Raw genomic sequence first — 24,599 nt, 5'->3', positions numbered from 1 at the left:
AGGTCGTACCCGTGTGTTCGCCGGCGGAGGTGCCGCCGCGGCGCACCGCGACGGTGAAGAAGCGGGTGAGGAGAGGCGCCCGGGTCTCCTCCCTTTCTTCATGATCTGTCTCCATGCCCCGTCGCTCCGCCCCGAGCGGCCCGAGTTCCCGCCCGTGCCGGGCGGCGCGGCGCGCGGGCGATCCGTCCACCGGCCGTCCCGCCTGGTGACCTGGCGGTTCGGCGGTTCGCGCGACGCGGGATCCGCACTGCCCAAGACCGGCACCTCACCCGTAACGTGTGGCCAGACCACATGGCATACGGAGCGTAAGAGAGTGAGGCAGCACCCCATGCCCCCCTTCGATCTCCCCGAGGGCGACCCCTTCGGCACGCACAACCTTCCGTACGGCGTCTTCTCCCTCCCGGGCGCGGACTCCGCGCGGAGGGTCGGCGTCCGGCTCGGTGACCACGTCCTCGACGCGGGCGGGGCCGCCCGTGCGCTCGGCTCCCCCTACGCCCCGCTGCTCGCGCGCGACTCCCTGAACCCGCTGCTCGCCGCGGGCCGCACCACCTGGTCGGACGTGCGCCGCGCGCTGACGGCTTGGGTGACGGTCCCGGCGCACCAGGAGGCCGTCCAGGACTTCCTCCACCCGCTGTCCTCGGTGGCCCTGCACCTGCCCTTCGAGGTCGCGGACTACGTCGACTTCTACGCCTCCGAGAACCACGCCCGCAACGTCGGACGCATCTTCCGCCCCGACGCCGAGGACTCCCTCACCCCCAACTGGAAGCATCTGCCGATCGGTTACCACGGCCGCTCCGGCACCGTCGTGGTCTCCGGCACCGACGTCGTCCGCCCGTCCGGCCAGCGCAAGGCGCCCACCGACCCGGCGCCGGTCTTCGGCCCGTCGGTCCGCCTGGACATCGAGGCCGAGGTCGGCTTCGTGGTCGGCGCCCCCTCGGCGATGGGCGAACCGGTGGCCCTCGGTGACTTCCGGGAGCACGTCTTCGGTCTGTGCCTGCTCAACGACTGGTCCGCGCGCGACGTGCAGGCCTGGGAGTACGTCCCCCTCGGCCCCTTCCTCGGCAAGTCGTTCACCACGTCGGTGTCGGCCTGGATCACCCCGCTGGACGCGCTGGAGGACGCGCGGGTCGCCCCGCCGCGGCGCACCCACCCCCTGCTGCCGTACCTCGACGACTCCGGTACCGACATCGAGCCCGGCGGCTACGACCTGCGGATCTCGGTGACCGTCAACGGGCACCTGATCTCCGAGCCCCCCTTCTCCACCATGTACTGGACGGCCGCCCAGCAGCTCGCCCACATGACCGTGAACGGCGCCTCCCTGCGCACCGGCGACCTGTACGGCTCCGGCACGGTGAGCGGCCCGGCGGAGCGCGAACGCGGCTCCCTGCTGGAGCTGACCTGGAACGGCCGCGAACCCCTCGAACTCCCGGACGGCAAGCGGACGTTCCTGGAGGACGGCGATGTGGTGACGCTGTCCGCGTGGGCGCCCGGTCCGGGCGGGGTGCGGGTGGGCCTCGGCGAGGTCACGGGGCGCGTCGCCGCCGGATGACGCGGACGTCCGGGCCGCCCGGCCGCTGCCGGGGGCCGGTGCACGGCCTCGGGCGCGGCACTCCCGCGGCCGGCCGGCCGTCCCCCGCGTCCCGATCGCCGCTTCCTTCCCGCTGACTGCGGGCACGGCTCACCGTCATACTGGCTGCCGGTGGGACGCACACCCTGACGGGCGTGCGCGGCCCACCGCCCCGCACCGCCGCCCGCGCACCTTCCCTGACCAGGATCCGGAGCCTCTGGCATGACCGTCTGCCTGCTCCTGCTGAGCGTCCTCGGCCTGACGGCCGCCGTACCGGCCCCCCGGGCGCTGACCCGGGCCGCCTGGCCCGAACGCGAACCCGTGCTCGCGCTCTGGGTGTGGCAGTGCCTGGTCGCCACCGTCCTGCTGAGCTGCCTGGCGGCACTCGCCCTGGGCACCGCCGCCGTGTTCGGCACGGTGCGGGCCCAGCTCTTCGCCCCGGCGCCGCCGTCGGTGACCGAGGCGTACGACCTGTCGGCCGCGCCGGTCTGGGCGGTCGCCCTGACCCTGGTGCTGGCCTGCGGGGCCGCGTGGACCGCGGCGATGCTGGGCCGTGAGCTGGTCGAGGCCCGCCGGCGCCGGAGCCTGGCCAGGGCCCACCTGCGGGAGCGGGCCCCCGACCTGCCGGCGGGGCTGGGCCCGGCGCGCGGCCCGCTGCTGGTCCTGGAGGACGAGTATCCGGACGCCTGGTGGATGCCCGGCAGCCCGCCCCAGCTGATCGTCACCACGGGCGCCCTGCACCGCCTCACCGGCCACCAGCTCGACGCCGTCCTCACCCATGAGCGGGGCCACGCCCGCGCCCACCACGACTGGCTGCTGCACCTGTCCACCGCACTGGCCACCGGTTTCCCCCGCATCCCGTTGTTCGCGCACTTCTGCGACCAGACCCACCGCCTGGTGGAGCTGTCCGCCGACGACACGGCGTCCCGCCGCTGCGGCCACCTGACGACCGCCCTGGCGCTGATCGAGCTGAACCAGCACCGGGGTGTGCTCTCCTGCGCCTCCACCCACCGCCTCCTGGGTGAACGCGTCGACCGGCTCCTCCAGCCGCCGCCCCGGCTGGGCCGCCGCGACCGTGCCCTCACCACGACCGCGGCCACGCTGGTGCCGCTGCTGCCCCTGCTGATCACGTTCGCGCCGGGGCTGACCGCGCTGGCCTGACGGGGGCCGGCCCCGCCCGCGGGAGCCGCGCCCGCCGGGCCGGGCTGCCTACCGGTCCCAGTCCTCCGGCTCCTCCGGCTCGGGCTCGGACCAGTCGTCGGCGCCCGGATCGGACTCGGCCGCCCCGGCGGCGGCCGGACCGTCCTGCTCCCCGCGTGCGGACCGCAGCGTCGCGAGGACGCCCTCGCCGTACGTCGCCAGCTTCTTCTCGCCGACGCCGCCGACCGTGCCCAGCTCGCGCACCGAGTCCGGCCACACCGTCACGATCTCCCGCAGGGTCGCGTCGTGGAAGATCACATACGCCGGGACCCCCTGCTCGCGGGCCTGTTCGGCGCGCCAGGCCCGCAGCGCCTCGAAGGCGGGCACCAGCTGCTCCGGGAGCTCCGCGGCGGCGGCCCTGGCCTTGCGGTCCCCGCGCGAGGAACCCGACCCCGAACGGGCGGCCGTCGGCCGCTTCGGCTCCTTGCGCAGCGGCACCTCCCGCTCGCGCCGCAGCACCGATCCGCTCGCCTCCGTGAGCACGAGCGTGCCGTACTCGCCTTCGACGGCGAGCAGGCCCTGGGCGAGGAGCTGGCGGACGACGCCCCGCCACTCGGCCTCGTCCTGCTCCTCGCCGATGCCGAACACGGACAGCTGGTCGTGGTCGAACTGGATCACCTTCGCGGTACGCCGGCCCAGCAGGATGTCGACGATCTGCACGGCCCCGAACTTCTGGCCCCGCTCGCGCTGCAGCCGCACCACCGTCGACAGCACCTTCTGCGCCGCGACCGTGCCGTCCCAGGTCTCGGGGGGCGTCAGACAGGTGTCGCAGTTGCCGCAGCCGGACGCGTCGGGGTCCTGGCCGAAGTAGGCGAGCAGCTGGCCGCGCCGGCACCGGGCCGTCTCGCACAGCGCCAGCATCGAGTCCAGGTGCGCGGCCGCCCGCCGCCGGAACGCCTCGTCGCCCTCGCCCGACTGGATCAGCTTGCGCTGCTGGATGACGTCGTTGAGGCCGTACGCCATCCAGGCCGTGGAGGGCAGGCCGTCCCGGCCGGCGCGGCCCGTCTCCTGGTAGTAGCCCTCCACGGACTTCGGCAGGTCGAGGTGGGCCACGAACCGGACGTCGGGCTTGTCGATGCCCATGCCGAAGGCGATGGTCGCGACCACGACGAGCCCTTCCTCCCGGAGGAAGCGGGACTGGTGGGCCGCGCGTGTGCCCGCGTCCAGGCCCGCGTGGTACGGCACCGCCTCCACGCCGTTGCGCGAGAGGAACTCCGCCGTCGCCTCGACCGACTTGCGCGACAGGCAGTACACGATGCCCGCGTCCCCCGCGTGCTCCTCGCGCAGGAAGCCCAGCAGCTGCTTCTTCGGGTCCGCCTTCGGCACGACCCGGTACTGAATGTTGGGCCGGTCGAAGCTCGCCACGAAGTGCCGGGCCGAGGGCATGCCCAGACGCTGGGTGATCTCCTGGTGGGTGGCGTCGGTGGCCGTCGCCGTGAGCGCGATCCGCGGGACGTCCGGCCAGCGCTCGCCCAGCAGGGACAGGGCCAGGTAGTCGGGACGGAAGTCGTGGCCCCACTGCGACACGCAGTGCGCCTCGTCGATGGCGAACACCGCGATCCTGCCGCGCGAGAGCAGGTTCAGCGTCGAGTCGAGGCGCAGCCGCTCGGGGGCGAGGTAGAGCAGGTCCAGCTCCCCGGCGAGGTACTCCGCCTCCACCGTCCGGCGCTCGTCGAAGTCCTGGGTGGAGTTCATGAACCCGGCCCGCACGCCGAGCGCCCGCAGCGCGTCGACCTGGTCCTGCATCAGCGCGATCAGCGGCGAGACGACCACACCGGTGCCCGGTCTGACCAGGGCGGGGATCTGGTAGCAGAGCGACTTGCCGCCGCCGGTCGGCATGAGCACGACGGCGTCACCGCCGGCCACCACATGCTCGATGACGGATTCCTGCTCGCCCCGGAAGGCGTCGTACCCGAAGACCCGGTGCAGCGTGGCCAGCGCCTCGCTCGCACCGGTCCCCGCCGGCTCGGTCACCGTCGGCATCTGACTGATCCCACCCGTCGCACCCATCGCCATGTCCCCCGCACGTCGTCCCTCGACCACTGCCTCCACGATAGGGGCACGCACCGACAGTCACGGCGGTTGTCCACAGGCTCTCCCCGTCACACGGCGGCGGCCCGGCTCCCCCAGGGGAACCGGGCCGCCGCCGTGCGCGGGGCGCCGGAGGTCAGCGCACGAACACGCCCGCCCGGTTCGCCAGGTCCAGGAAGTACTGCGGCGCCACCCCGAGCACCAGCGTGACCGCCACACCGACGCCGATCGCGGTCGTCGTCAGCGGCGACGGCACGGCGACCGTCGGTCCTTCCGGCGTCGGCTCGCTGAAGAACATCAGCACGATGACGCGGATGTAGAAGAACGCGGCGATCGCGGACGAGATCACACCGACCACGACCAGCGGAGCCGCCCCGCCCTCGGCCGCCGCCTTGAACACGGCGAACTTCCCCGCGAAGCCGGAGGTCAGCGGGATGCCCGCGAACGCCAGCAGGAACACCGCGAACACGGCCGCGACCAGCGGCGAACGGCGGCCGAGACCGGCCCACTTGGACAGGTGCGTGGCCTCGCCGCCCGCGTCGCGCACCAGTGTGACCACCGCGAACGCGCCGATCGTCACGAACGAGTACGCGGCCAGGTAGAACAGGACGGACGACACCCCGTCCGGCGTGGCCGCGATGACACCCGCGAGGATGAAGCCCGCGTGCGCGATCGAGGAGTACGCCAGCAGCCGCTTGATGTCGGTCTGGGTGATCGCGACGATGGCGCCGCCCAGCATGGTGACGATCGCCACGCCCCACATGACCGGCCGCCAGTCCCAGCGCAGGCCGGGCAGCACCACGTACAGGATGCGCAGCAGCGCGCCGAAGGCGGCGACCTTGGTGGCGGCCGCCATGAAGCCGGTCACCGGAGTCGGCGCGCCCTGGTAGACGTCCGGGGTCCACATGTGGAACGGCACCGCGCCCACCTTGAACAGCAGCCCCATGACGATCATGGCGGCGCCGATCAGCAGCAGCGCGTCGTTGCCCATGGTGTCCGCGAGCGCCGGTGTGACGTCGGGGACGGTGCCGTCGACGACCTGGGCGATCGTGGCGTACGACACGGAGCCCGCGTATCCGTACAGCAGGGCGATGCCGAACAGAGTGAACGCGGACGCGAAGGCTCCCAGCAGGAAGTACTTGACCGCGGCCTCCTGCGACATCAGCCGCTTTCGGCGGGCGAGAGCGCACATCAGGTAGAGCGGGAGCGAGAACACTTCCAGGGCGATGAACAGCGTCAGCAGGTCGTTGGCCGCCGGGAAGACCAGCATGCCGGCGACGGCGAACATCAGCAGCGGGAACACCTCGGTGGTGGTGAACCCGGCCTTCACGGCGGCCTTCTCGCTGTCGCTGCCCGGCACCGACGCGGCCTGCGCGGCGAAGGAGTCGACGCGGTTGCCGTGGGCCTCCGGATCGAGGCGGCGCTCGGCGAAGGTGAACAGGCCGACCAGGGCCGCCAGCAGGATCGTGCCCTGGAGGAAGAGGGCGGGGCCGTCGACGGCGATCGCTCCCATGGCGACGATGCCCGACTTGGTCGTGGCGTAGCCGCCGGCCGCCAGCGCGACGACCGCGGCGAAGGACGCGACGAGCGCCACGGCGGCGAGGAACACCTGGACGTGGTACCGCGACCTGCGCGGCACCACGGCCTCGATCAGCACTCCGATGATCGCCGCGCCGACGACGATCAGGGTGGGCGAGAGCTGTCCGTACTCGATCTTCGGCGTGTCGATCTTCGAGATCGGGTCGGCCGCGGTTGTCCACAGGCTGTGGACGGCTGATGCGCTCACTTGGCCGCCTCCACCTCGGGCTGGGGGTCCTTCTTCTGTACGTCGGACATGGTCTTCTCGACCGCCGGGTTGACGATGTCCGTCAGGGGCTTCGGATACACGCCCAGGAAGACCAGCAGTACGACCAGCGGGGCGACGACCGCGATCTCGCGCACCCTGAGGTCGGGCATCGTGGCGACCTCCGGTTTCACCGGGCCCGTCATCGTCCGCTGGTAGAGGACGAGGACGTAGAGCGCGGCGAGCACGATGCCGAAGGTGGCGATGATGCCGATCACGGGATACCGCGTGAAGGTGCCGACCAGGACCAGGAACTCACTGACGAACGGCGCCAGTCCCGGTAGCGACAGGGTCGCGAGGCCGCCGATCAGGAAGGTGCCGGCGAGCACCGGCGCGACCTTCTGCACCCCGCCGTAGTCGGCGATGAGCCGTGAGCCGCGCCGGGTGATCAGGAAGCCGGCCACCAGCAGCAGCGCGGCTGTCGAGATGCCGTGGTTGACCATGTAGAGCGTCGCTCCGGACTGGCCCTGGCTGGTCATCGCGAAGATGCCCATGATGATGAAGCCGAAGTGCGAGATCGACGCGTACGCGATCAGGCGCTTCATGTCCCGCTGGCCGACCGCGAGCAGCGCCCCGTAGACGATGCTGATCAGCGCGAGGACGAGGATCGCGGGCGTCGCCCACTTGCTGGCCTCCGGGAAGAGCTGGAGGCAGAAGCGGAGCATCGCGAAGGTGCCGACCTTGTCGACGACCGCCGTGATGAGGACGGCGACCGGCGCGGTGGCCTCCCCCATCGCGTTGGGCAGCCAGGTGTGCAGCGGCCACAGCGGCGCCTTCACCGCGAAGGCGAAGAAGAAGCCGAGGAACAGCCAGCGTTCGGTGTTCGTCGCCATGTCCAGCGTGCCGTTGGCGCGGGCCGCGGCGATCTCCTGGAGGCTGAAGTTCCCGGCGACCACGTACAGGCCGATCACCGCGGCCAGCATGATCAGACCGCCGGCCAGGTTGTAGAGCAGGAACTTCACCGCGGCGTACGACCGTTGCGTCGAGGCCGCCTTCTCGCCGTGCTCGTGGGCCCGGTCCCCGAAGCCGCCGATGAGGAAGTACATCGGGATGAGCATGGCTTCGAAGAAGATGTAGAAGAGGAAGACGTCGGTGGCCGCGAAGGAGATGATCACCATCGCCTCGACGGCCAGGATCAGGGCGAAGAAGCCCTGGGTGGGCCGCCAGCGCCTGCTTCCGGTCTCCAGCGGGTCGGCGTCGTGCCAGCCCGCGAGGATGATGAAGGGCATCAGCAGGGCGGTCAGCGCGATCAGCGCGACCCCGATGCCGTCCACGCCGAGTTCGTAGCGGACCCCGAACTCGGCGATCCAGGAACGGGATTCGGTGAGCTGGTAGCGGTCGCCGCCCGGGTCGAAGCGGACCGCGATGACGATCGCGAGGGCGAGCGTGCCGAGCGAGACGAGCAGCGCGAGCCATTTGGCGGCGGTGCGCCGCTTGGCCGGCACGGCCGCCGTGGCGATGGCCCCGATCGCCGGGAGCACCGCCGTGGCTGTCAGCAGAGGAAAGGACATCGGTATCAGACCGCCCTCATCAGCAGGGTCGCGGCGACGATGAGCGCCGCACCGCCGAACATCGAGACCGCGTACGACCGCACGAAGCCGTTCTGGAGCCTGCGCATCCGCCCGGACAGTCCGCCGACCGAGGCCGCCGTGCCGTTGACCACCCCGTCGACCAGGGTGTGGTCGACGTAGACCAGGGAGCGCGTGAGGTGCTCGCCGCCGCGGACCAGGACGACGTGGTTGAAGTCGTCCTGGTACAGGTCGCGGCGGGCGGCCCGGGTGAGCAGCGACCCGCGCGGGGCCACGGCCGGGACGGGCCGGCGCCCGTACTGGGCGTAGGCGAGGGCGACACCGATGACCATGCAGGTGACGGTGGCGCCGGTGACCACGCCCGCGCTGATCGGCGGATTGCCGTGTTCGAGGCCGGTGACGGGCTCCAGCCATCCGACGAAGCGGTCGCCGATGCTGAAGAACGCGCCGCCCGCGACCGAGCCGACGGCCAGCACGATCATGGGGATCGTCATGGTCCTGGGCGACTCGTGCGGGTGCGGCTCGTTGCCCTTCTCGTCCGGCTGCCAGCGCTTCTCGCCGAAGAACGTCATCAGCATCACGCGCGTCATGTAGTACGCGGTGATGGCCGCGCCCAGCAGCGCGCACGTGCCGAGGATCCAGCCCTCGGTGCCGCCCTTGGCGAACGCCGCCTCGATGATCATGTCCTTGGAGAAGAAGCCGGACAGACCGGGGAAGCCGATGATGGCGAGATAGCCGAGGCCGAAGGTGATGAACGTGACCGGCATGTACCTGCGCAGACCGCCGTACTTGCGCATGTCGACCTCGTCGTTCATGCCGTGCATGACCGAGCCTGCGCCGAGGAACAGCCCGGCCTTGAAGAAGCCGTGCGTCACCAGGTGCATGATCGCGAAGACGTAGCCGATGGGGCCGAGGCCCGCGGCCAGGACCATGTAGCCGATCTGCGACATGGTCGAGCCGGCCAGCGCCTTCTTGATGTCGTCCTTCGCGCAACCGACGATCGCACCGAACAGGAGCGTGACGGTGCCGACGATGGTGACCACCAGCTGTGCGTCCGGCGCGGCGTTGAAGATGGCGCCGGAGCGGACGATCAGGTAGACGCCCGCGGTCACCATGGTCGCAGCGTGGATGAGGGCCGAGACCGGGGTCGGGCCCTCCATCGCGTCCCCGAGCCAGGACTGCAGCGGCACCTGGGCCGACTTGCCGCACGCGGCGAGGAGCAGCATCAGGCCGATCGCGGTGAGCCTGCCCTCGCTCGCGTCACCGACCAGGCCGGGCTCCCCCTCGCCGCCCAGCACCGGGCCGAAGGCGAAGCTCCCGAACCACAGGAACATCATCATGATCGCGATCGACAGGCCCATGTCGCCGACGCGGTTGACCAGGAATGCCTTCTTCGCGGCGGTGGCGGCGCTGGGCTTGTGCTGCCAGAAGCCGATCAGGAGGTAGGACGCGAGACCCACGCCCTCCCAGCCGACGTACAGCAGGAGGTAGTTGTCGGCGAGGACGAGGAGCAGCATCGCCGCGAGGAACAGGTTGAGATAGCCGAAGAAGCGGCGCCGGCGCTCGTCGTGCTCCATGTATCCGATCGAGTACACATGGATGAGCGAGCCGACGCCGGTGATCAGCAGGACGAACGTCATCGACAGCTGGTCGAGCCGGAAGGCGATGTCCGCCTGGAAGCCCTCGACGGGGATCCAGCTGAACAGACGGCTCGTCAGGGTGCGGTCCTGCGCGCCCCTTCCCAGCAGGTCGGCGAAGAGCGCCACGCCGAAGGCGAAGGAGAGGAACGACAGGAGCGTGCCGATCCAGTGGCCGACGGCATCGAGCCGCCGGCCGCCGCACAGCAGTACGGCCGCTCCGAGCAAGGGCGCCGCGATCAGCAGCGCGATCAGGTTCTCCACGATTCTTTCCGACCCCTCAGAGCTTCATCAGGCTGGCGTCGTCGACCGAGGCCGAGTGGCGGGAACGGAACAGCGACACGATGATCGCCAGACCGACCACGACCTCCGCGGCGGCGACGACCATCGTGAAGAAGGCGATGATCTGGCCGTCCAGGTTGCCGTGCATCCGGGAGAAGGCGACGAGCGTGAGGTTGCAGGCGTTGAGCATCAGCTCGATGCACATGAAGACGACGATGGCGTTGCGCCTGATGAGGACCCCGGTGGCGCCGATCGTGAACAGCACGGCGGCGAGGTAGATGTAGTTGACCGGGTTCACTTCGACGCCTCCTCGGGCCGCTTGAAGGTCGTCGGCTCGATCCCGGTCCGCTCCAGCCGCTCCTCCGCGCGCTGCTCCAGCGCCCGCAGGTCGTTGAGCGCCTCCGTCGACACGTCCCGGATCTGGCCGCGCTCGCGCAGGGTCTTGCTGACCGTGAGCTCGGAGGGGGTGCCGTCGGGGAGCAGGCCCGCGATGTCCACGGCGTTGTGCCGGGCGTACACGCCGGGGGCCGGCAGCGGCGGGACGTGCTTGCCCTCGCGCACGCGCCGCTCGGCGAGTTCGCGCTGGGTGAGGGCGCGCTCGGTGCGCTCGCGGTGCGTGAGCACCATGGCGCCGATCGCGGCCGTGATGAGCAGGGCGCCGGTGATCTCGAAGGCGAAGACGTACCTGGTGAAGATGAGGGTGGCGAGGCCCTCCACGTTGCCGCCCGCGTTCGCCCCGGCGAGGCCGTCGAACTGGGTCAGGGAGGCGTTGCCGATGCCCGCGACGAGCAGGATGCCGAAGCCGAGGCCGCAGAGCAGGGCCAGCCAGCGCTGGCCCTTGATGGTCTCCTTCAGGGAGTCCGCGGCCGTGACGCCGACCAGCATCACCACGAACAGGAACAGCATCATGATCGCGCCGGTGTAGACGACGATCTGCACGATGCCCAGGAAGTAGGCGCCGTTGGCGAGGTAGAAGACCGCCAGGACGATCATGGTCCCGGCGAGGCAGAGCGCGCTGTGCACGGCCTTCTTCATGAAGACGGTGCACAGGGCGCCGATCACGGCGACGGTGCCGAGGATCCAGAACTGGAACGCCTCTCCGGTGGAGGTGGAGTAGGCGGCGAGCTGCTGCGTCATCGGCCGGTCACCTTCCCGGACGCCGGCTCGTCCTCACCGGCGGTCGAGGCGGCCTCCTGCGGGACCTCGCCCTGGGAGAGCGCGACCTGCCGGGTCGTGCCCGGCGCGGCCTCCGTCACCAGGCCCCGGTAGTAGTCCTGCTCGTCGGTGCCCGGGTAGATGGCGTGGGGCGAGTCGACCATGCCCTCGTCGAGGCCGGCGAGCAACTGCTCCTTGGTGTAGATCAGGTTGGCGCGGCTGGAGTCGGCCAGCTCGAACTCGTTGGTCATCGTCAGCGCGCGCGTGGGGCACGCCTCGATGCACAGGCCGCACAGGATGCAGCGGGCGTAGTTGATCTGGTACACCCGGCCGTAGCGCTCGCCCGGCGAGTAGCGCTCCTCGTCGGTGTTGTCCGCGCCCTCGACGTAGATCGCGTCGGCGGGGCAGGCCCAGGCGCACAGCTCGCAGCCGACGCACTTCTCCAGGCCGTCCGGATGGCGGTTGAGCTGGTGCCGTCCGTGGAAGCGGGGAGCGGTGGTCTTCTCCTGCTCCGGGTACTGCTCGGTCAGCCGCTTCTTGAACATGGCCTTGAAGGTCACGCCGAAGCCGGCCACGGGGTTCTGGAAACCGGGCTTGGTCTCCTTGGGCTCCTCAGCCATCGGACGCCTCCTTTCGCTCCAGAGATCCGTCACTCTGAGTATCGGGCCCACCACTGACAATCAGCTCCCGCTCCCGGTGCGAGCGGCGCCGGGGCACCGGGGGAAGTTCCTGTCCGGGCAGGGGCGGTACCGGGAATCCACCCGCCATCGGGTCGAACGCGGCGGGTTCCTCCGGTGGTTCGCCGGCCGCCCCGGACCGCTCGCGGAACAGGTCCGCGAGGAAGGAGAGCAGCAGCAGGGCGAGGACGCCGCCTCCGACGTAGAGGGCGATGTCGGCGAAGCCGTAGTTCTCGTTGCGCAGCGTGCGCATGGTGGCGACGAGCATCAGCCAGACCACGGAGACCGGGATCAGGACCTTCCAGCCGAGCTTCATCAGCTGGTCGTAGCGCACGCGCGGGAGCGTGCCGCGCAGCCAGATGAAGAAGAACAGCAGCAACTGCACCTTGATCACGAACCAGAGCATCGGCCACCAGCCGTGGTTGGCGCCCTCCCAGAAGGTGCTGACCGGGTACGGGGCCCGCCAGCCGCCCAGGAAGAGCGTCACCGACACGGCCGAGACCGTCACCATGTTCACGTACTCGGCGAGCATGAACAGCGCGAACTTGATGGACGAGTACTCGGTGTTGAAGCCGCCGACCAGGTCGCCCTCGGACTCCGGCATGTCGAAGGGGGCGCGGTTGGTCTCGCCCACCATCGTCACGATGTAGATCAGGAACGACACCGGCAGCAGCACGATGTACCAGCGGTCCTGCTGCGCCTCGACGATCGCCGAGGTCGACATCGACCCGGAGTAGAGGAACACCGAGGCGAAGGCGGCGCCCATCGCGATCTCGTAGGAGATCATCTGCGCGCAGGAGCGCAGACCGCCGAGCAGCGGGTAGGTGGACCCCGAGCTCCAGCCCGCGAGGACGATGCCGTAGATGCCGACCGAGGCGACCGCGAGGATGTAGAGCATCGCGATCGGCAGGTCGGTCAGCTGCATCGTGGTGCGCTGGCCGAAGATCGAGACCTCGTTGCCGGCCGGGCCGAAGGGGATCACCGCGATCGCCATGAACGCCGGGATGGCGGCGACGACCGGCGCGAGGACGTAGACGACCTTGTCCGCGCGCTTGACGATGAGGTCTTCCTTCAGCATCAGCTTCACGCCGTCGGCGAGCGACTGGAGCATGCCCCAGGGGCCGTTGCGGTTGGGGCCGACGCGCAGCTGCATCCAGGCGACGACCTTGCGCTCCCACACGATGGAGAACAGCACGGTCACCATCAGGAAGGCGAAGCAGAACACCGCCTTGACGACGACCAGCCACCAGGGGTCGCGGCCGAACATCGAGAGGTCTTCAGCGGCGAGGAAAGGGCTCATGCCTCCACCTCCTCGGGGGCCTCGGACGCGAGGGTCGCCGGGCCGATGCGGACGAGTGAGCCGGGCAGCGCCCCGGTGTCGGAGGCGACGCCGCCGCCCGTCGAGTTCAGGGGCAGCCAGACCACCCGGTCGGGCATCTGCGTGATCTCCAGGGGCAGTTCGACGGCGCCGGCCGGGCCGGTCACCGCGAGGACGTCGCCGTCCTTCACCCCGGCCTCCGCGGCCGTGGCGGCCGACACGCGCGCGCGGGCGGCGTGCCGGGTGCCGGCCAGCGCCTCGTCGCCGGTCTGGAGCAGACCCTGGTCGAGCAGCAGCCGGTGTCCGGCCAGCACGGCCTCGCCGGCCGCGGGCCGCGGCGACTGGGACGCGCTCCCGGCGGGTTCGGCGGGCCGGGCGCCGTCCCAGCCGGCGAGCCGGTCGATCTCCGCGCGCACGGTGCGCAGATCGGGCAGGCCGAGGTGCACGTCCATGGCGTCGGCCAGCATCTGCAGGACGCGGGCGTCGGCCGGGGCGAGGCGGCGGGTCAGCTGCTCGGGCTTGAGCGCGGCCTCGAACAGGCGCACCCTGCCTTCCCAGTTGAGGAAGGTGCCGGCCTTCTCGGCGACCGCGGCGACCGGCAGGACGACGTCGGCGAGTTCGGTCACCTCGCTCGGCCGGATCTCCAGCGACACCACGAACCCGACCTCGGCGAGCGCGGCACGCGCGCGCGCTGGGTCCGGCAGGTCGGCGACCTCGACGCCGGCGACCAGCAGGGCCTGGAGTTCGCCGCTCGCGGCGGCGTCCACGATCCGACCGGTGTCGCGGCCGTGGCGCGTGGGGAGGTTCGCGACGCCCCAGACGGCGGCGACCTCGTCCCGCGCGCGCGGGTCGGTCGCGGGGCGCCCGCCGGGCAGCAGCGTCGGCAGCGCCCCGACCTCGACGGCGGCGCGCTCACCGGCCCGGCGCGGGATCCACACCAGGTCGGCGCCGGTCGCAGAGGCGGCTCGTACGGCGGCGGTGAGGCCGCCCGACACGCCCGCCAGCCGTTCGCCGACGACGATCACCGCGCCCGGGGCGCGCAGGGCCTCGGCCGCCTTGACGCCGTCCGCGTCCAGTCCGACGCCGCCGGCGAGCGCGTCCAGCCACTCGGTCTCGGTGCCGGGGGCCGCGGGCAGCAGGGTGCCGCCGGCCTTGGTCAGTCCGCGCGTCGCGTGCGTGGCGAGCGAGAAGACCCGCTGGCCGTGCTTGCGCCAGCCCTTGCGCAGCCGCAGGAAGACGCCGGGCGCCTCCTCCTCGGCCTCGAACCCGACGAGCAGGACGGCCGGCGCCTTCTCCAGCGAGGTGTGGGTGACGCCCCTGCCGTCGAGGTCGCGGCCGTGGCCCGCGATCCGCGCGGCGAGGAAGTCGGCCTCCTCGGCGCTGTGCGCCCGCGCGCGGAAGTCGATGTCGTTGGTGTCGAGCGCCACGCGCGCGAACTTGCTGTACGCGTAGGCGTCCTCGACGGTGAGCCGGCCGCCCGTCAGCACGCCGGTGCGGCCGCGGGAGGCGAGCAGGCCCTGAGCCGCGATCTGCAGTGCCTCCGGCCAGGAGGCCGGTTCGAGGTCGCCCTCGGCGTTGCGCACGAGCGGCGTCTGGAGCCGGTCGCGCTGCTGGCCGTAGCGGAAGGCGAACCTGCCCTTGTCGCAGATCCACTCCTCGTTGACCTCGGGGTCCTCGGCCGCGAGACGGCGCATGACCTTGCCGCGCCGGTGGTCGGTACGGGTCGCGCAGCCGCCGGAGCAGTGCTCGCACACCGACGGCGAGGAGACGAGGTCGAAGGGGCGCGAGCGGAACCGGTACGCCGCCGAGGTGAGGGCGCCGACCGGGCAGATCTGGATGGTGTTGCCGGAGAAGTACGACGCGAAGGGGTCGCCCTCGCCGGTGCCGACCTGCTGGAGGGCGCCGCGCTCGATCAGCTCGATCATCGGGTCGCCCGCGACCTGGTTGGAGAACCGGGTGCAGCGGGCGCACAGCACGCACCGCTCGCGGTCGAGCAGCACCTGCGTGGAGATCGCCACCGGCTTCTCGTAGGTGCGCTTGCGGCCCTCGAAGCGGGACTCGGCCTGGCCGTGCGACATCGCCTGGTTCTGCAGCGGGCACTCGCCGCCCTTGTCGCAGACCGGGCAGTCCAGCGGGTGGTTGATGAGCAGCAGCTCCATCACCCCGTGCTGGGCCTTCTCGGCGACCGGCGAGGTCAGGTGCGTCTTGACGACCATGCCGTCCGTGCACGTGATGGTGCAGGACGCCATCGGCTTGCGCTGGCCCTCGACCTCGACGATGCACTGGCGGCAGGCGCCGGCCGGGTCCAGGAGCGGGTGGTCGCAGAACCGGGGGATCTCGATGCCGAGTTCCTCGGCGGCCCGGATGACCAGGGTGCCCTTCGGCACGCTGATCTCTGCGCCGTCGATCGTCAGCGTCACGAGATCTTCCGGCGGGACCGCCGTCTCTCCCCCTCCGGAGGGAGCGCTGGTGGTCACAGTCATGCGTTCACCTCCGTGCGGTTGTCGGCCCACACCGTCGACCTGGCCGGGTCGAAGGGGCAGCCGCGGCCCGTGATGTGCTGCTCGTACTCCTCGCGGAAGTACGTGAGCGAGGAGAAGATCGGCGAGGCGGCGCCGTCGCCGAGGGCGCAGAACGACTTGCCGTTGATGTTGTCGGCGATGTCGTTCAGCTTGTCGAGGTCGCTCATCACGCCCTTGCCGGCCTCGATGTCGCGCAGCAGCTGCACGAGCCAGTAGGTGCCCTCGCGGCAGGGGGTGCACTTGCCGCAGGACTCGTGGGCGTAGAACTCGGTCCAGCGGGTGACGGCGCGCACCACGCAGGTCGTCTCGTCGAAGCACTGCAGCGCCTTGGTGCCGAGCATGGAACCGGCGGCGCCCACCCCCTCGTAGTCGAGGGGGACGTCGAGGTGCTCGTCGGTGAACATCGGTGTGGAGGAGCCGCCGGGCGTCCAGAACTTCAGCCGGTGGCCGGGGCGCATGCCGCCGCTCATCTCCAGCAGCTGGCGCAGGGTGATGCCGAGCGGGGCCTCGTACTGGCCGGGGCTCACGACATGGCCGCTGAGCGAGTAGAGCGTGAAGCCCGGGGACTTCTCGCTGCCCATCGAGCGGAACCAGTCCTTGCCCCGGTGCAGGATCGCGGGAACCGACGCGATGGACTCGACGTTGTTCACGACAGTGGGGCAGGCGTAGAGACCTGCCACCGCCGGGAAGGGGGGACGCAGTCGCGGTTGGCCGCGGCGGCCTTCGAGCGAGTCGAGCAGCGCGGTCTCCTCACCGCAGATGTACGCGCCGGCGCCGGCGTGCACGGTGAGTTCGAGGCCGAGTCCGCTGCCGAGGGCGTTCTCGCCGAGGTAGCCCGCCTCGTACGCCTCGCGGACGGCCTCGTGCAGCCGCCGCAGCACGGGGACGACCTCACCGCGCACGTAGATGAAGGCATGCGACGAACGGATGGCGTAGCACGCGATCACGATGCCCTCGATGAGGCTGTGCGGGTTCGCGAAGAGGAGCGGGATGTCCTTGCAGGTCCCCGGCTCCGACTCGTCGGCGTTGACAACTAGATAGTGCGGTTTGCCGTCGCCCTGCGGAATGAACTGCCACTTCATTCCGGTGGGGAACCCGGCGCCGCCGCGTCCGCGCAGACCGGAGTCCTTCACGTACGCGATGAGGTCGTCCGGCGACATGGCGAGCGCCTTGCGCAGGCCCTCGTAGCCGTCGTGCCGCCGGTAGACGTCCAGCGACCAGGACCTGTCCTCGTCCCAGAAGGCCGACAGCACGGGTGCGAGCAGCTCCTCGGGACTGTTTTCCTTCAGCTCGGGTGCCAATGTCATCACTCCCCCTCCTCGGCGACAGGCCCCGCCGGGTGGGCGGGGTCGGATGCCGACGTGTCGTGCGGCGCGTCGTGAGAACTGAGGTGCTCGGTCGGGGACGGCTCGTGCGGCGTGCCCTGCGGGTGCGGGCCGCCGTCGCGCGGGTGGACCACGCGCGCGGGCCCGGCCTCGCCCTTGGCCAGCCGCAGGCCGACCAGGGAGGCGGGTCCCGCGCTGCCGCTCTCCTCGACGGCGCCGGGGCGTTCGTCGGGGAAGCCGGCGAGGATGCGCGCGGTCTCCTTGAAGGTGCACAGCCGGGCCCCGCGGGTGGGCTCGACGGTCCGCCCCGCGCGCAGGTCGTCGACCAGGCTCTTGGCGCTGGCGGGTGTCTGGTTGTCGAAGAACTCCCAGTTCACCATCACGACCGGCGCGAAGTCGCAGGCCGCGTTGCACTCGATGTGCTCCAGGGTGACCTTGCCGTCGCCGGTGGTCTCGCCGTTGCCGACGCCCAGGTGCTCCTGGAGCTCCTCGAAGATCGCGTCACCGCCCATCACCGCGCACAGGGTGTTGGTGCACACGCCCACCTGGTAGTCCCCGCTCGGCTTGCGCCGGTACATGGAGTAGAAGGTGGCGACCGCGGTGACCTCGGCCGTGGTCAGGCCCAGCACCTCGGCGCAGAACTGCATGCCGGTGCGGGTGACATGGCCCTCCTCGGACTGCACGAGGTGCAGCAGCGGCAGCAGGGCGGAGCGGGAGTCCGGGTAGCGGGCGATCACGACGCGCGCGTCCGCCTCCAGACGCTCTCGGACGTCGTCCGGGTAGCCGGGCGCGGGCAGGTGCGGCATGCCCAGGCTGACGCCCCGCTCGGAAGATGAGGTGGTCACCGGTCGACGCCTCCCATCACGGGGTCGATGGACGCGACGGCGACGATGACGTCGGCGACCTGGCCGCCCTCGCACATCGCCGCCATGGCCTGAAGGTTGGTGAAGGACGGGTCGCGGAAGTGGACCCGGTAGGGGCGGGTGCCGCCGTCGGACACGGCGTGCACCCCGAGTTCGCCCTTGGGCGACTCGACGGCCGCGTACGCCTGTCCCGGCGGGACGCGGAAGCCCTCGGTGACCAGCTTGAAGTGGTGGATCAGGGCCTCCATGGAGGTGCCCATGATCTTCTTGATGTGGTCGAGGGAGTTGCCGAGCCCGTCGGGTCCCAGGGCGAGCTGGGCGGGCCAGGCGATCTTCTTGTCGGCGACCATGACCGGGCCCGGCTGGAGCCGGTCCAGGCACTGCTCGACGATCCGGAGCGACTCGCGCATCTCCTCCAGGCGGATCAGGAAGCGCCCGTAGGAGTCGCAGGTGTCGGCGGTGGGGACCTCGAAGTCGTAGGTCTCGTAGTCGCAGTAGGGCTGCGCCTTGCGCAGGTCGTGCGGCAGGCCGGTGGAGCGCAGGATCGGGCCGGTGGCGCCGAGGGCCATGCAGCCGGCCAGGTCGAGGTAACCGACGTCCTGCATACGGGCCTTGAAGATGGGGTTCCCGGTGGCGAGCTTGTCGTACTCCGGGAGGTTCTTCTGCATCTTCTTCACGAACTCGCGGATCTGGTCCACCGCGCCGGGCGGCAGGTCCTGGGCGAGTCCGCCGGGGCGGATGTACGCGTGGTTCATCCGCAGGCCCGTGATGAGCTCGTAGATGTCGAGAATCATTTCACGATCGCGGAATCCGTAGATCATGATCGTGGTGGCGCCGAGCTCCATGCCTCCCGTGGCGATGCACACGAGGTGGGAGGACAACCGGTTCAGCTCCATCAGGAGGACCCGGACGATCGTGGCCCGCTCGCTGATCTGGTCCTCGATGCCGAGGAGTTTCTCGACGGCGAGGCAGTAGGCGGTCTCGTTGAAGAAGGACGTCAGGTAGTCCATGCGCGTCACGAACGTGGTGCCCTGCGTCCAGGTCCGGTACTCGAGGTTCTTCTCGATGCCGGTGTGGAGGTAGCCGATGCCGCACCGGGCCTCCGTGACGGTCTCGCCCTCGATCTCCAGGATCAGGCGCAGCACGCCGTGCGTGGAGGGGTGCTGGGGGCCCATGTTGACGACGATGCGCTCGTCGTCGGCGCGGGCCGCGGACTCGACGACCTCGTCCCAGTCGCCACCGGTGACCGTGTAGACGGTTCCCTCGGTGGTCTCGCGGGCCGATGCTGACTGCGTGCTCACGAGTACGACCTCCGCTGGTCCGGAGCCGGGATCTGGGCGCCCTTGTACTCGACGGGGATGCCGCCGAGGGGATAGTCCTTGCGCTGCGGATGGCCCTGCCAGTCGTCCGGCATCATGATCCGCGTCAGGGCCGGGTGACCGTCGAAGACGATGCCGAAGAAGTCGTACGTCTCGCGCTCGTGCCAGTCGTTCGTCGGGTAGACGGGGACCAGGGACGGGATGTGCGGGTCGCCGTCCGGGGCGCTGACTTCCAGGCGGATCAGCCGGTTGTGGGTGATCGAGCGCAGGTGGTAGACGGCGTGCAGCTCGCGGCCCTTGTCGTTGGGGTAGTGGACCGCGCTGACTCCCGTGCACAGTTCGAAGCGCAGGGCCGGGTCGTCGCGCAGGGTGCGGGCGACGCGGACCAGGTGCTCGCGCTCGACGTGGAAGGTGATCTCACCGCGGTCGACGACCGTCCTGCCGAGGGCGTCGGCCGGGAGGAGGCCCTGCTCCTCCAGCGCGCCCTCCAGTTCGTCGGCGACCTCGTCGAACCAGCCGCCGTAGGGGCGGGAGGCGGCTCCCGGGAGGCGGACCGAGCGGACGAGCCCGCCGTATCCCGAGGTGTCGCCGCCACCCGCGGCGCCGAACATGCCGCGCTGGACGCGGATCTCCTCGCCGCCCTCGCCGCGCTGGCCCGGGAGGTTGGAGGCGGAGAGGTCCTTCTCCGGGTTGGCCCCGTTGGTGCCGTTGGCGTCGCTCACCGCAACAGCCCCTTCATCTCGATCGTGGGCAGGGCCTTGAGCGCCGCTTCCTCCGCCTCACGGGCAGCCTCCTCCGCGTTCACGCCGAGCTTGGAGCCCTGGATCTTCTGGTGCAGCTTGAGGATGGCGTCCAACAGCATCTCGGGCCGCGGCGGGCAGCCCGGGAGATAGATGTCGACGGGGACGACGTGGTCGACGCCCTGGACGATCGCGTAGTTGTTGAACATGCCGCCCGAGGAGGCGCAGACCCCCATGGAGATCACCCACTTGGGGTTCGGCATCTGGTCGTAGACCTGCCGGAGGACCGGCGCCATCTTCTGGCTGACCCGGCCGGCGACGATCATCAGGTCGGCCTGGCGCGGCGATCCGCGGAAGACCTCCATGCCGAAGCGGGCCAGGTCGTAACGGCCGGCGCCGGTCGTCATCATCTCGATGGCGCAGCACGCGAGGCCGAAGGTGGCCGGGAAGACGGACGCCTTGCGCACCCAGCCCGCGGCCTGCTCGACGGTGGTCAGCAGGAATCCGCTCGGCAGCTTTTCTTCGAGTCCCATGTCTAAAGGCCCCTCAGTCCCATTCCAGGCCGCCGCGCCGCCATACGTACGCGTACGCGACGAAGACGGTGAGCACGAAGAGCAGCATCTCCACGAGCCCGAAAAGCCCCAGGGCGTCGAAGGTGACGGCCCAGGGGTAGAGGAAGACGATCTCGATATCGAAGATGATGAAGAGCATCGCCGTCAGGTAGTACTTGATCGGGAAGCGCCCGCCGCCGGCCGGCGTGGGGGTCGGCTCGATGCCGCACTCGTAGGCCTCGAGCTTGGCCCGGTTGTACCGCTTCGGACCGATCAGCGTGGCCATGACCACGGAGAAGATCGCAAAGCCTGCCCCGAGGGCTCCCAGTACGAGGATGGGCGCATACGCGTTCACCGCTCCTCGCTCCTCTCAGTCGGCACTGACTGCTGGCGGTTGCACTGGGCTCACAGCCGCCCCACCGATCCCACGAGCCCCGCTCGTCCCGGCGAAGATCGAGAACATGTGAAGCAGGTCACAAGCCCAACTGCCTCGCATCCTATGCCCGACGCTCTGTGATCTGCGACACGGGGTATTGCACAAGCTTTGTGATCTCCACCACCTGACGAAGGATCATGAAGCCGGATGAGCGGTGATCTTCGCACGAGAAGCGTCCGAGTGATCACCAGAGGTGACATTTTCACTCGTCGCCGCAGGCCAGAGGGGTCGTCTCCATATCAAGAGACTTCTCTTGCGTGCAAATTGGAGTTGGACCGGATGTCTTGATAGAGGACTCCGTTCACACCTCGGAGGGAGCCGGAGGGCGGAATGTGGACGCCCGGACGCGTGCACGCGTTCACGAGCGACACGACGACCGGGGCGCGCACACGGGACGCACACGCCCCCGTGACCGTTGCGTGACCTCTGCCACATCGATGAGAGATCCATGAGAACCGCGCTTGGCCACCGGTCCCAACCGGCGGTAAGCGATGGGCAATTCGGACTTAATGATGAAAGGCCGTGATCACGGGCAGGACGATGACCGTCCGTAATGTCCGTTAGGGCGTCAATAAAGGCCCGCGCGGCGGGAATTTGGGGCCTCGCCTGAACAACTGTGGTGGAGCCCACGTTGCTTGTAGGTATGGAGGAGCCCCTGATACCGGTTGTTCCCATGTCCCACACCGCTCAGATACGCAGCCACCGAAAGCCCCGCCGCAGCGCGAGGACGACCCTCGCGATGCGCGCCGGAGTCGCCGGCGGTGTCCTCGGCATGGCGGCGACGGGTGCCGCGGCCACGGCGAACGCCTCCGAGCCGGTGACGCGGACCCTCGAACTGCCCACCCTCACGGGTGACCTGGCGGGCGAGCTCACCCAGTCCGTGGCCGCCACCGAGCTGGCCGCGGCGCACTACGAACTCGAAGCCGCGCGTGACGCCGCGGCCGCCGCCGCGGCCAGGGAGGCCGGGAAGGACCTCGCGGCCGCCAAGAAGGCCGCCGCCGCGAAGAAGAAGGCCGAAGCGGCGCGCAAGGCCGCGGCGGAGACCGCCGCCTCGCGCGGCTCCGCGCGGACCACGCCGTCCTTGCCGGCGGGTTCGGACACGTCCGCCCCTTCCGGCGGCAACGTCTCCTCGGTCATCGCCTTCCTCAAGGCGCAGGTCGGCGACGCCTACGTCCTCGGCGCGACCGGGCCCAGCGCGTGGGACTGCTCCAGCCTGGTCCAGGCCGCCTTCCGCCAGGTCGGCGTCAGCCTGCCGCGCGTCTCCCAGGACCAGTCGACCGCCGGCACCGAGGTGTCGCTGTCCGGCCTCCAGGTCGGCGACATCCTCTACTGGGGCGCCAAGGGCTCGGCGTACCACACGGGTGTCTACATCGGCAACGGCCAGTACCTGGACGCGGCGAACCCCTCCAAGGGGGTCGTCATCCAGCAGCTCTCGGGCTTCCCGGCGACGGGCGCCGTACGGGTCCTCTGACCCCCGCGCACCGGACGTGAGGGCCGCGGCCGCCCGGGGGCCGCGGCCCTGACGCGTCCCCGGCCGGAGCGCTGTCTTCTCCCCGGCCGCCTCCTGTGATCTGGTGTCCTCGTCCCCGGCGGCGGGGACGGCCCGCGGACCGCGCGGGCCGTGTCCCTGTCGCCTCCAGCGAGACATCAGCACAGGGAGAGACAGCCATGCCGAGTGTGTTCGTCCAGGGAAGGCCCGTCGAGTCGTATCCGCCGCTCGCGCCGGAGGCCCGGCGCGGGTCGGTGCGCCGGATCACCGAGGTGGGTGAGCAGATCCTGCACAAGCCGTGCCGGGACGTCACCGAGTTCGGGCCCGATCTCGCGGCACTGATCGACGACATGTTCCTGACCATGTACATCGCCGACGGGGCCGGGCTCGCGGCCGGCCAGGTCGGGGTGGATCTGCGCCTGTTCGTGTACGACTGCCCGGACGACGACGGGGCCCGGCACGTCGGGCACATCGTCAACCCGGTGCTGGATCCGCTCGGCGTGCCGCGCAGGCGGCTCCTCGACGACAGCGAGGGATGCCTGTCCGTCCCCGGCGCGGTGATGGAGGTGCCCCGCCCGGACCGGGCCGTGGTGCGCGGCCTCGACAAGGACGGCCGGCCGCTCGTGATCGAGGGCACCGGCTACTTCGCGCGGTGTCTGGAGCACGAGACGGACCACTGCGGCGGGCACGTCTACCTGGACCGGCTCTCCCGGCGCGGGCGTCGGGACGCGCTGGAGCAGATGGCGGCCCGGCGGGCGGACGTGCTCGCCCGCCGGGCCGCCAACATCGCGGCGCTGAGCGCCTGATCAGGCCTTCGGAGCCACCTTGCTGAGGCCGTTGATGACGCGGTCCATCGCGTCGCCGCCGGTCGGGTCCGTGAGGTTCGCCAGCAGTTTGAGCGTGAACTTCATCAGCAGGGGGTGCGTCAGGCCGCGCTGGGTCGCGATCTTCATGACCTTCGGGTTGCCGATGAGCTTCACGAAGGCGCGGCCCAGCGTGTAGTACCCGCCGTAGGTGTCCTTCAGGACGCGCGGGTAGCGCTGGAGCGCCAGCTCGCGTCCCGCGGGGGTCGAGCGGGCGTGGGCCTGGACGATGACGTCGGCGGCGATCTGGCCGGACTCCATGGCGTAGGCGATGCCCTCGCCGTTGAAGGGGTTCACCAGGCCGCCGGCGTCGCCGACCAGCAGCAGGCCCTTGGTGTAGTGCGGCTGGCGGTTGAAGGCCATGGGGAGCGCGGCGCCGCGGATGGGCCCGGTCATGTTCTCCGGTGTGTAGCCCCAGTCCTCCGGCATCGAGGCGCACCACGCCTTGAGCACCTCGCGCCAGTCCAGCTCCTTGAAGGAGTCGGAGGTGTTGAGCACGCCGAGGCCCACGTTGGAGGTGCCGTCGCCCATGCCGAAGATCCAGCCGTAGCCCGGCAGCAGGCGGTCCTCGCCGGGGCCGCGGCGGTCCCACAGCTCCAGCCAGGACTCCAGGTAGTCGTCGTCGTGGCGGGGCGAGGTGAAGTACGTGCGGACCGCGACGCCCATCGGACGGTCCTCGCGGCGGTGCAGGCCCATCGCCAGCGACAGGCGGGTGGAGTTGCCGTCGGCGGCCACGACCAGCGGGGCGTGGAAGGTGACCGGGCGCTTCTCCTCGCCCAGCTTGGCGTGCACGCCCGTGATCCGGCCGGTGCGCTCGTCGACGACCGGGGCGCCGACGTTGCAGCGCTCGTAGAGGCGGGCGCCCGCCTTCTGTGCCTGGCGGGCGAGTTGCTCGTCGAAGTCGTCGCGCTTGCGGACGAGGCCGTAGTCGGGGAAGGAGGCCAGATCCGGCCAGTCCAGCTGGAGGCGCACCCCGCCGCCGATGATCCGCAGGCCCTTGTTGCGCAGCCAGCCCGCTTCCTCGGAGATGTCGATGCCCATGGCCACGAGCTGTTTGGTGGCCCGCGGGGTCAGCCCGTCGCCGCAGACCTTCTCGCGCGGGAACTCGGTCTTCTCCAGGAGCAGTACGTCGAGTCCGGCCTTGGCGAGGTGGTACGCGGTGGTGGAGCCGGCTGGGCCCGCGCCGACGACGATGACATCGGCGGTGTTTTCGGAGAGGGGCTCGGTCACGGCGGGATCTCCCCAAGGTTCG

The 24,599-nt window shown here is 70.7% G+C and carries 20 protein-coding genes; 4 read left to right on the top strand and 16 right to left on the bottom strand.

The window, feature by feature from the left end:
• Nucleotides 1–328: 328 nt before the first annotated feature.
• Together fahA and SZN_RS01820 are read left to right on the top strand one after the other, a co-directional pair.
• On the top strand, nt 329–1,549 hold the full coding sequence (fahA, locus tag SZN_RS01825; protein ID WP_007490951.1) for a fumarylacetoacetase: 1,221 nt from the start codon (nt 329–331) through the stop codon (nt 1,547–1,549).
• A 240-nt stretch (nt 1,550–1,789) separates the two neighbouring features.
• Nucleotides 1,790–2,728, top strand: a complete 939-nt coding sequence (locus tag SZN_RS01820; RefSeq protein ID WP_007490950.1) for a M56 family metallopeptidase — start codon at nt 1,790–1,792, stop codon at nt 2,726–2,728.
• A 48-nt stretch (nt 2,729–2,776) separates the two neighbouring features.
• Here SZN_RS01820 and recQ read toward each other — a convergent pair whose 3' ends face one another.
• From recQ to SZN_RS01745, 15 genes are all read right to left on the bottom strand, one after another.
• Nucleotides 2,777–4,777 carry a DNA helicase RecQ gene (recQ, locus tag SZN_RS01815; protein WP_043727539.1) on the bottom strand — a complete coding sequence of 667 codons (2,001 nt, stop codon included), beginning with the start codon at nt 4,775–4,777 and terminating at the stop codon, nt 2,777–2,779.
• A 157-nt stretch (nt 4,778–4,934) separates the two neighbouring features.
• Nucleotides 4,935–6,584, bottom strand: coding sequence for an NADH-quinone oxidoreductase subunit NuoN (gene nuoN / locus SZN_RS01810; protein WP_007490947.1), 1,650 nt, complete (start codon nt 6,582–6,584; stop codon nt 4,935–4,937).
• Nucleotides 6,581–8,152, bottom strand: a complete 1,572-nt coding sequence (locus SZN_RS01805) for an NADH-quinone oxidoreductase subunit M (protein WP_007490946.1) — start codon at nt 8,150–8,152, stop codon at nt 6,581–6,583. The genes nuoN and SZN_RS01805 overlap by 4 nt, the downstream gene beginning before the upstream one ends.
• A 5-nt stretch (nt 8,153–8,157) precedes the next feature.
• A complete protein-coding gene (gene nuoL / locus SZN_RS01800; protein WP_007490945.1) occupies nt 8,158–10,071 on the bottom strand; it encodes an NADH-quinone oxidoreductase subunit L in 1,914 nt (637 codons plus the stop codon).
• A 16-nt stretch (nt 10,072–10,087) separates the two neighbouring features.
• Nucleotides 10,088–10,387: an NADH-quinone oxidoreductase subunit NuoK gene (nuoK, locus tag SZN_RS01795; RefSeq protein WP_007490944.1), complete on the bottom strand. Its 300-nt coding sequence runs from the start codon at nt 10,385–10,387 to the stop codon at nt 10,088–10,090.
• Complete coding sequence (locus tag SZN_RS01790) at nt 10,384–11,226, bottom strand: NADH-quinone oxidoreductase subunit J (protein WP_007490943.1); 843 nt, start codon at nt 11,224–11,226, stop codon at nt 10,384–10,386. The genes nuoK and SZN_RS01790 overlap by 4 nt, the downstream gene beginning before the upstream one ends.
• Nucleotides 11,223–11,864 carry an NADH-quinone oxidoreductase subunit NuoI gene (gene nuoI, locus SZN_RS01785; RefSeq protein WP_007490942.1) on the bottom strand — a complete coding sequence of 214 codons (642 nt, stop codon included), beginning with the start codon at nt 11,862–11,864 and terminating at the stop codon, nt 11,223–11,225. The genes SZN_RS01790 and nuoI overlap by 4 nt, the downstream gene beginning before the upstream one ends.
• Nucleotides 11,857–13,221 (bottom strand): NADH-quinone oxidoreductase subunit NuoH, encoded by a 1,365-nt coding sequence (gene nuoH / locus SZN_RS01780; protein ID WP_007490941.1) that lies wholly within the window; start codon nt 13,219–13,221, stop codon nt 11,857–11,859. Before nuoH ends, nuoI begins: the two co-directional genes overlap by 8 nt.
• Nucleotides 13,218–15,722 carry an NADH-quinone oxidoreductase subunit G gene (locus SZN_RS01775; protein WP_043727467.1) on the bottom strand — a complete coding sequence of 835 codons (2,505 nt, stop codon included), beginning with the start codon at nt 15,720–15,722 and terminating at the stop codon, nt 13,218–13,220. Before SZN_RS01775 ends, nuoH begins: the two co-directional genes overlap by 4 nt.
• On the bottom strand, nt 15,719–17,068 hold the full coding sequence (gene nuoF / locus SZN_RS01770; protein WP_007490939.1) for an NADH-quinone oxidoreductase subunit NuoF: 1,350 nt from the start codon (nt 17,066–17,068) through the stop codon (nt 15,719–15,721). Before nuoF ends, SZN_RS01775 begins: the two co-directional genes overlap by 4 nt.
• Nucleotides 17,068–17,931 carry an NADH-quinone oxidoreductase subunit NuoE gene (nuoE, locus tag SZN_RS01765; RefSeq protein WP_007490937.1) on the bottom strand — a complete coding sequence of 288 codons (864 nt, stop codon included), beginning with the start codon at nt 17,929–17,931 and terminating at the stop codon, nt 17,068–17,070. The genes nuoF and nuoE overlap by 1 nt, the downstream gene beginning before the upstream one ends.
• A complete protein-coding gene (locus tag SZN_RS01760) occupies nt 17,928–19,250 on the bottom strand; it encodes an NADH-quinone oxidoreductase subunit D (protein WP_007490934.1) in 1,323 nt (440 codons plus the stop codon). Before SZN_RS01760 ends, nuoE begins: the two co-directional genes overlap by 4 nt.
• Nucleotides 19,247–19,990, bottom strand: coding sequence for an NADH-quinone oxidoreductase subunit C (locus SZN_RS01755; protein ID WP_007490932.1), 744 nt, complete (start codon nt 19,988–19,990; stop codon nt 19,247–19,249). Before SZN_RS01755 ends, SZN_RS01760 begins: the two co-directional genes overlap by 4 nt.
• Entirely contained in the window at nt 19,987–20,541 is a 555-nt protein-coding gene (locus tag SZN_RS01750; RefSeq protein WP_007490930.1) for a NuoB/complex I 20 kDa subunit family protein, read from the bottom strand. Before SZN_RS01750 ends, SZN_RS01755 begins: the two co-directional genes overlap by 4 nt.
• 13 nt (nt 20,542–20,554) lie before the next feature.
• The gene (locus SZN_RS01745; RefSeq protein ID WP_007490928.1) at nt 20,555–20,914 is read right to left on the bottom strand and encodes an NADH-quinone oxidoreductase subunit A; all 360 of its coding nucleotides are present in this window, start codon (nt 20,912–20,914) and stop codon (nt 20,555–20,557) included.
• Nucleotides 20,915–21,638: 724 nt separating this feature from the next.
• Between SZN_RS01745 and SZN_RS01740 the strand changes: the two genes are divergently transcribed.
• Nucleotides 21,639–22,466, top strand: a complete 828-nt coding sequence (locus SZN_RS01740; protein WP_043727463.1) for a C40 family peptidase — start codon at nt 21,639–21,641, stop codon at nt 22,464–22,466.
• 197 nt (nt 22,467–22,663) lie between these two features.
• Nucleotides 22,664–23,290: a peptide deformylase gene (def, locus tag SZN_RS01735; RefSeq protein WP_007490924.1), complete on the top strand. Its 627-nt coding sequence runs from the start codon at nt 22,664–22,666 to the stop codon at nt 23,288–23,290.
• Here def and SZN_RS01730 read toward each other — a convergent pair whose 3' ends face one another.
• Nucleotides 23,291–24,577: a geranylgeranyl reductase family protein gene (locus SZN_RS01730; RefSeq protein WP_007490922.1), complete on the bottom strand. Its 1,287-nt coding sequence runs from the start codon at nt 24,575–24,577 to the stop codon at nt 23,291–23,293.
• Between the last annotated feature and the right edge of the window lie 22 nt (nt 24,578–24,599).

It is taken from the genome of Streptomyces zinciresistens K42 (assembly GCF_000225525.1).
Lineage (GTDB): Bacteria > Actinomycetota > Actinomycetes > Streptomycetales > Streptomycetaceae > Streptomyces > Streptomyces zinciresistens.
This window is presented reverse-complemented; position numbering and strand designations above follow the sequence as displayed.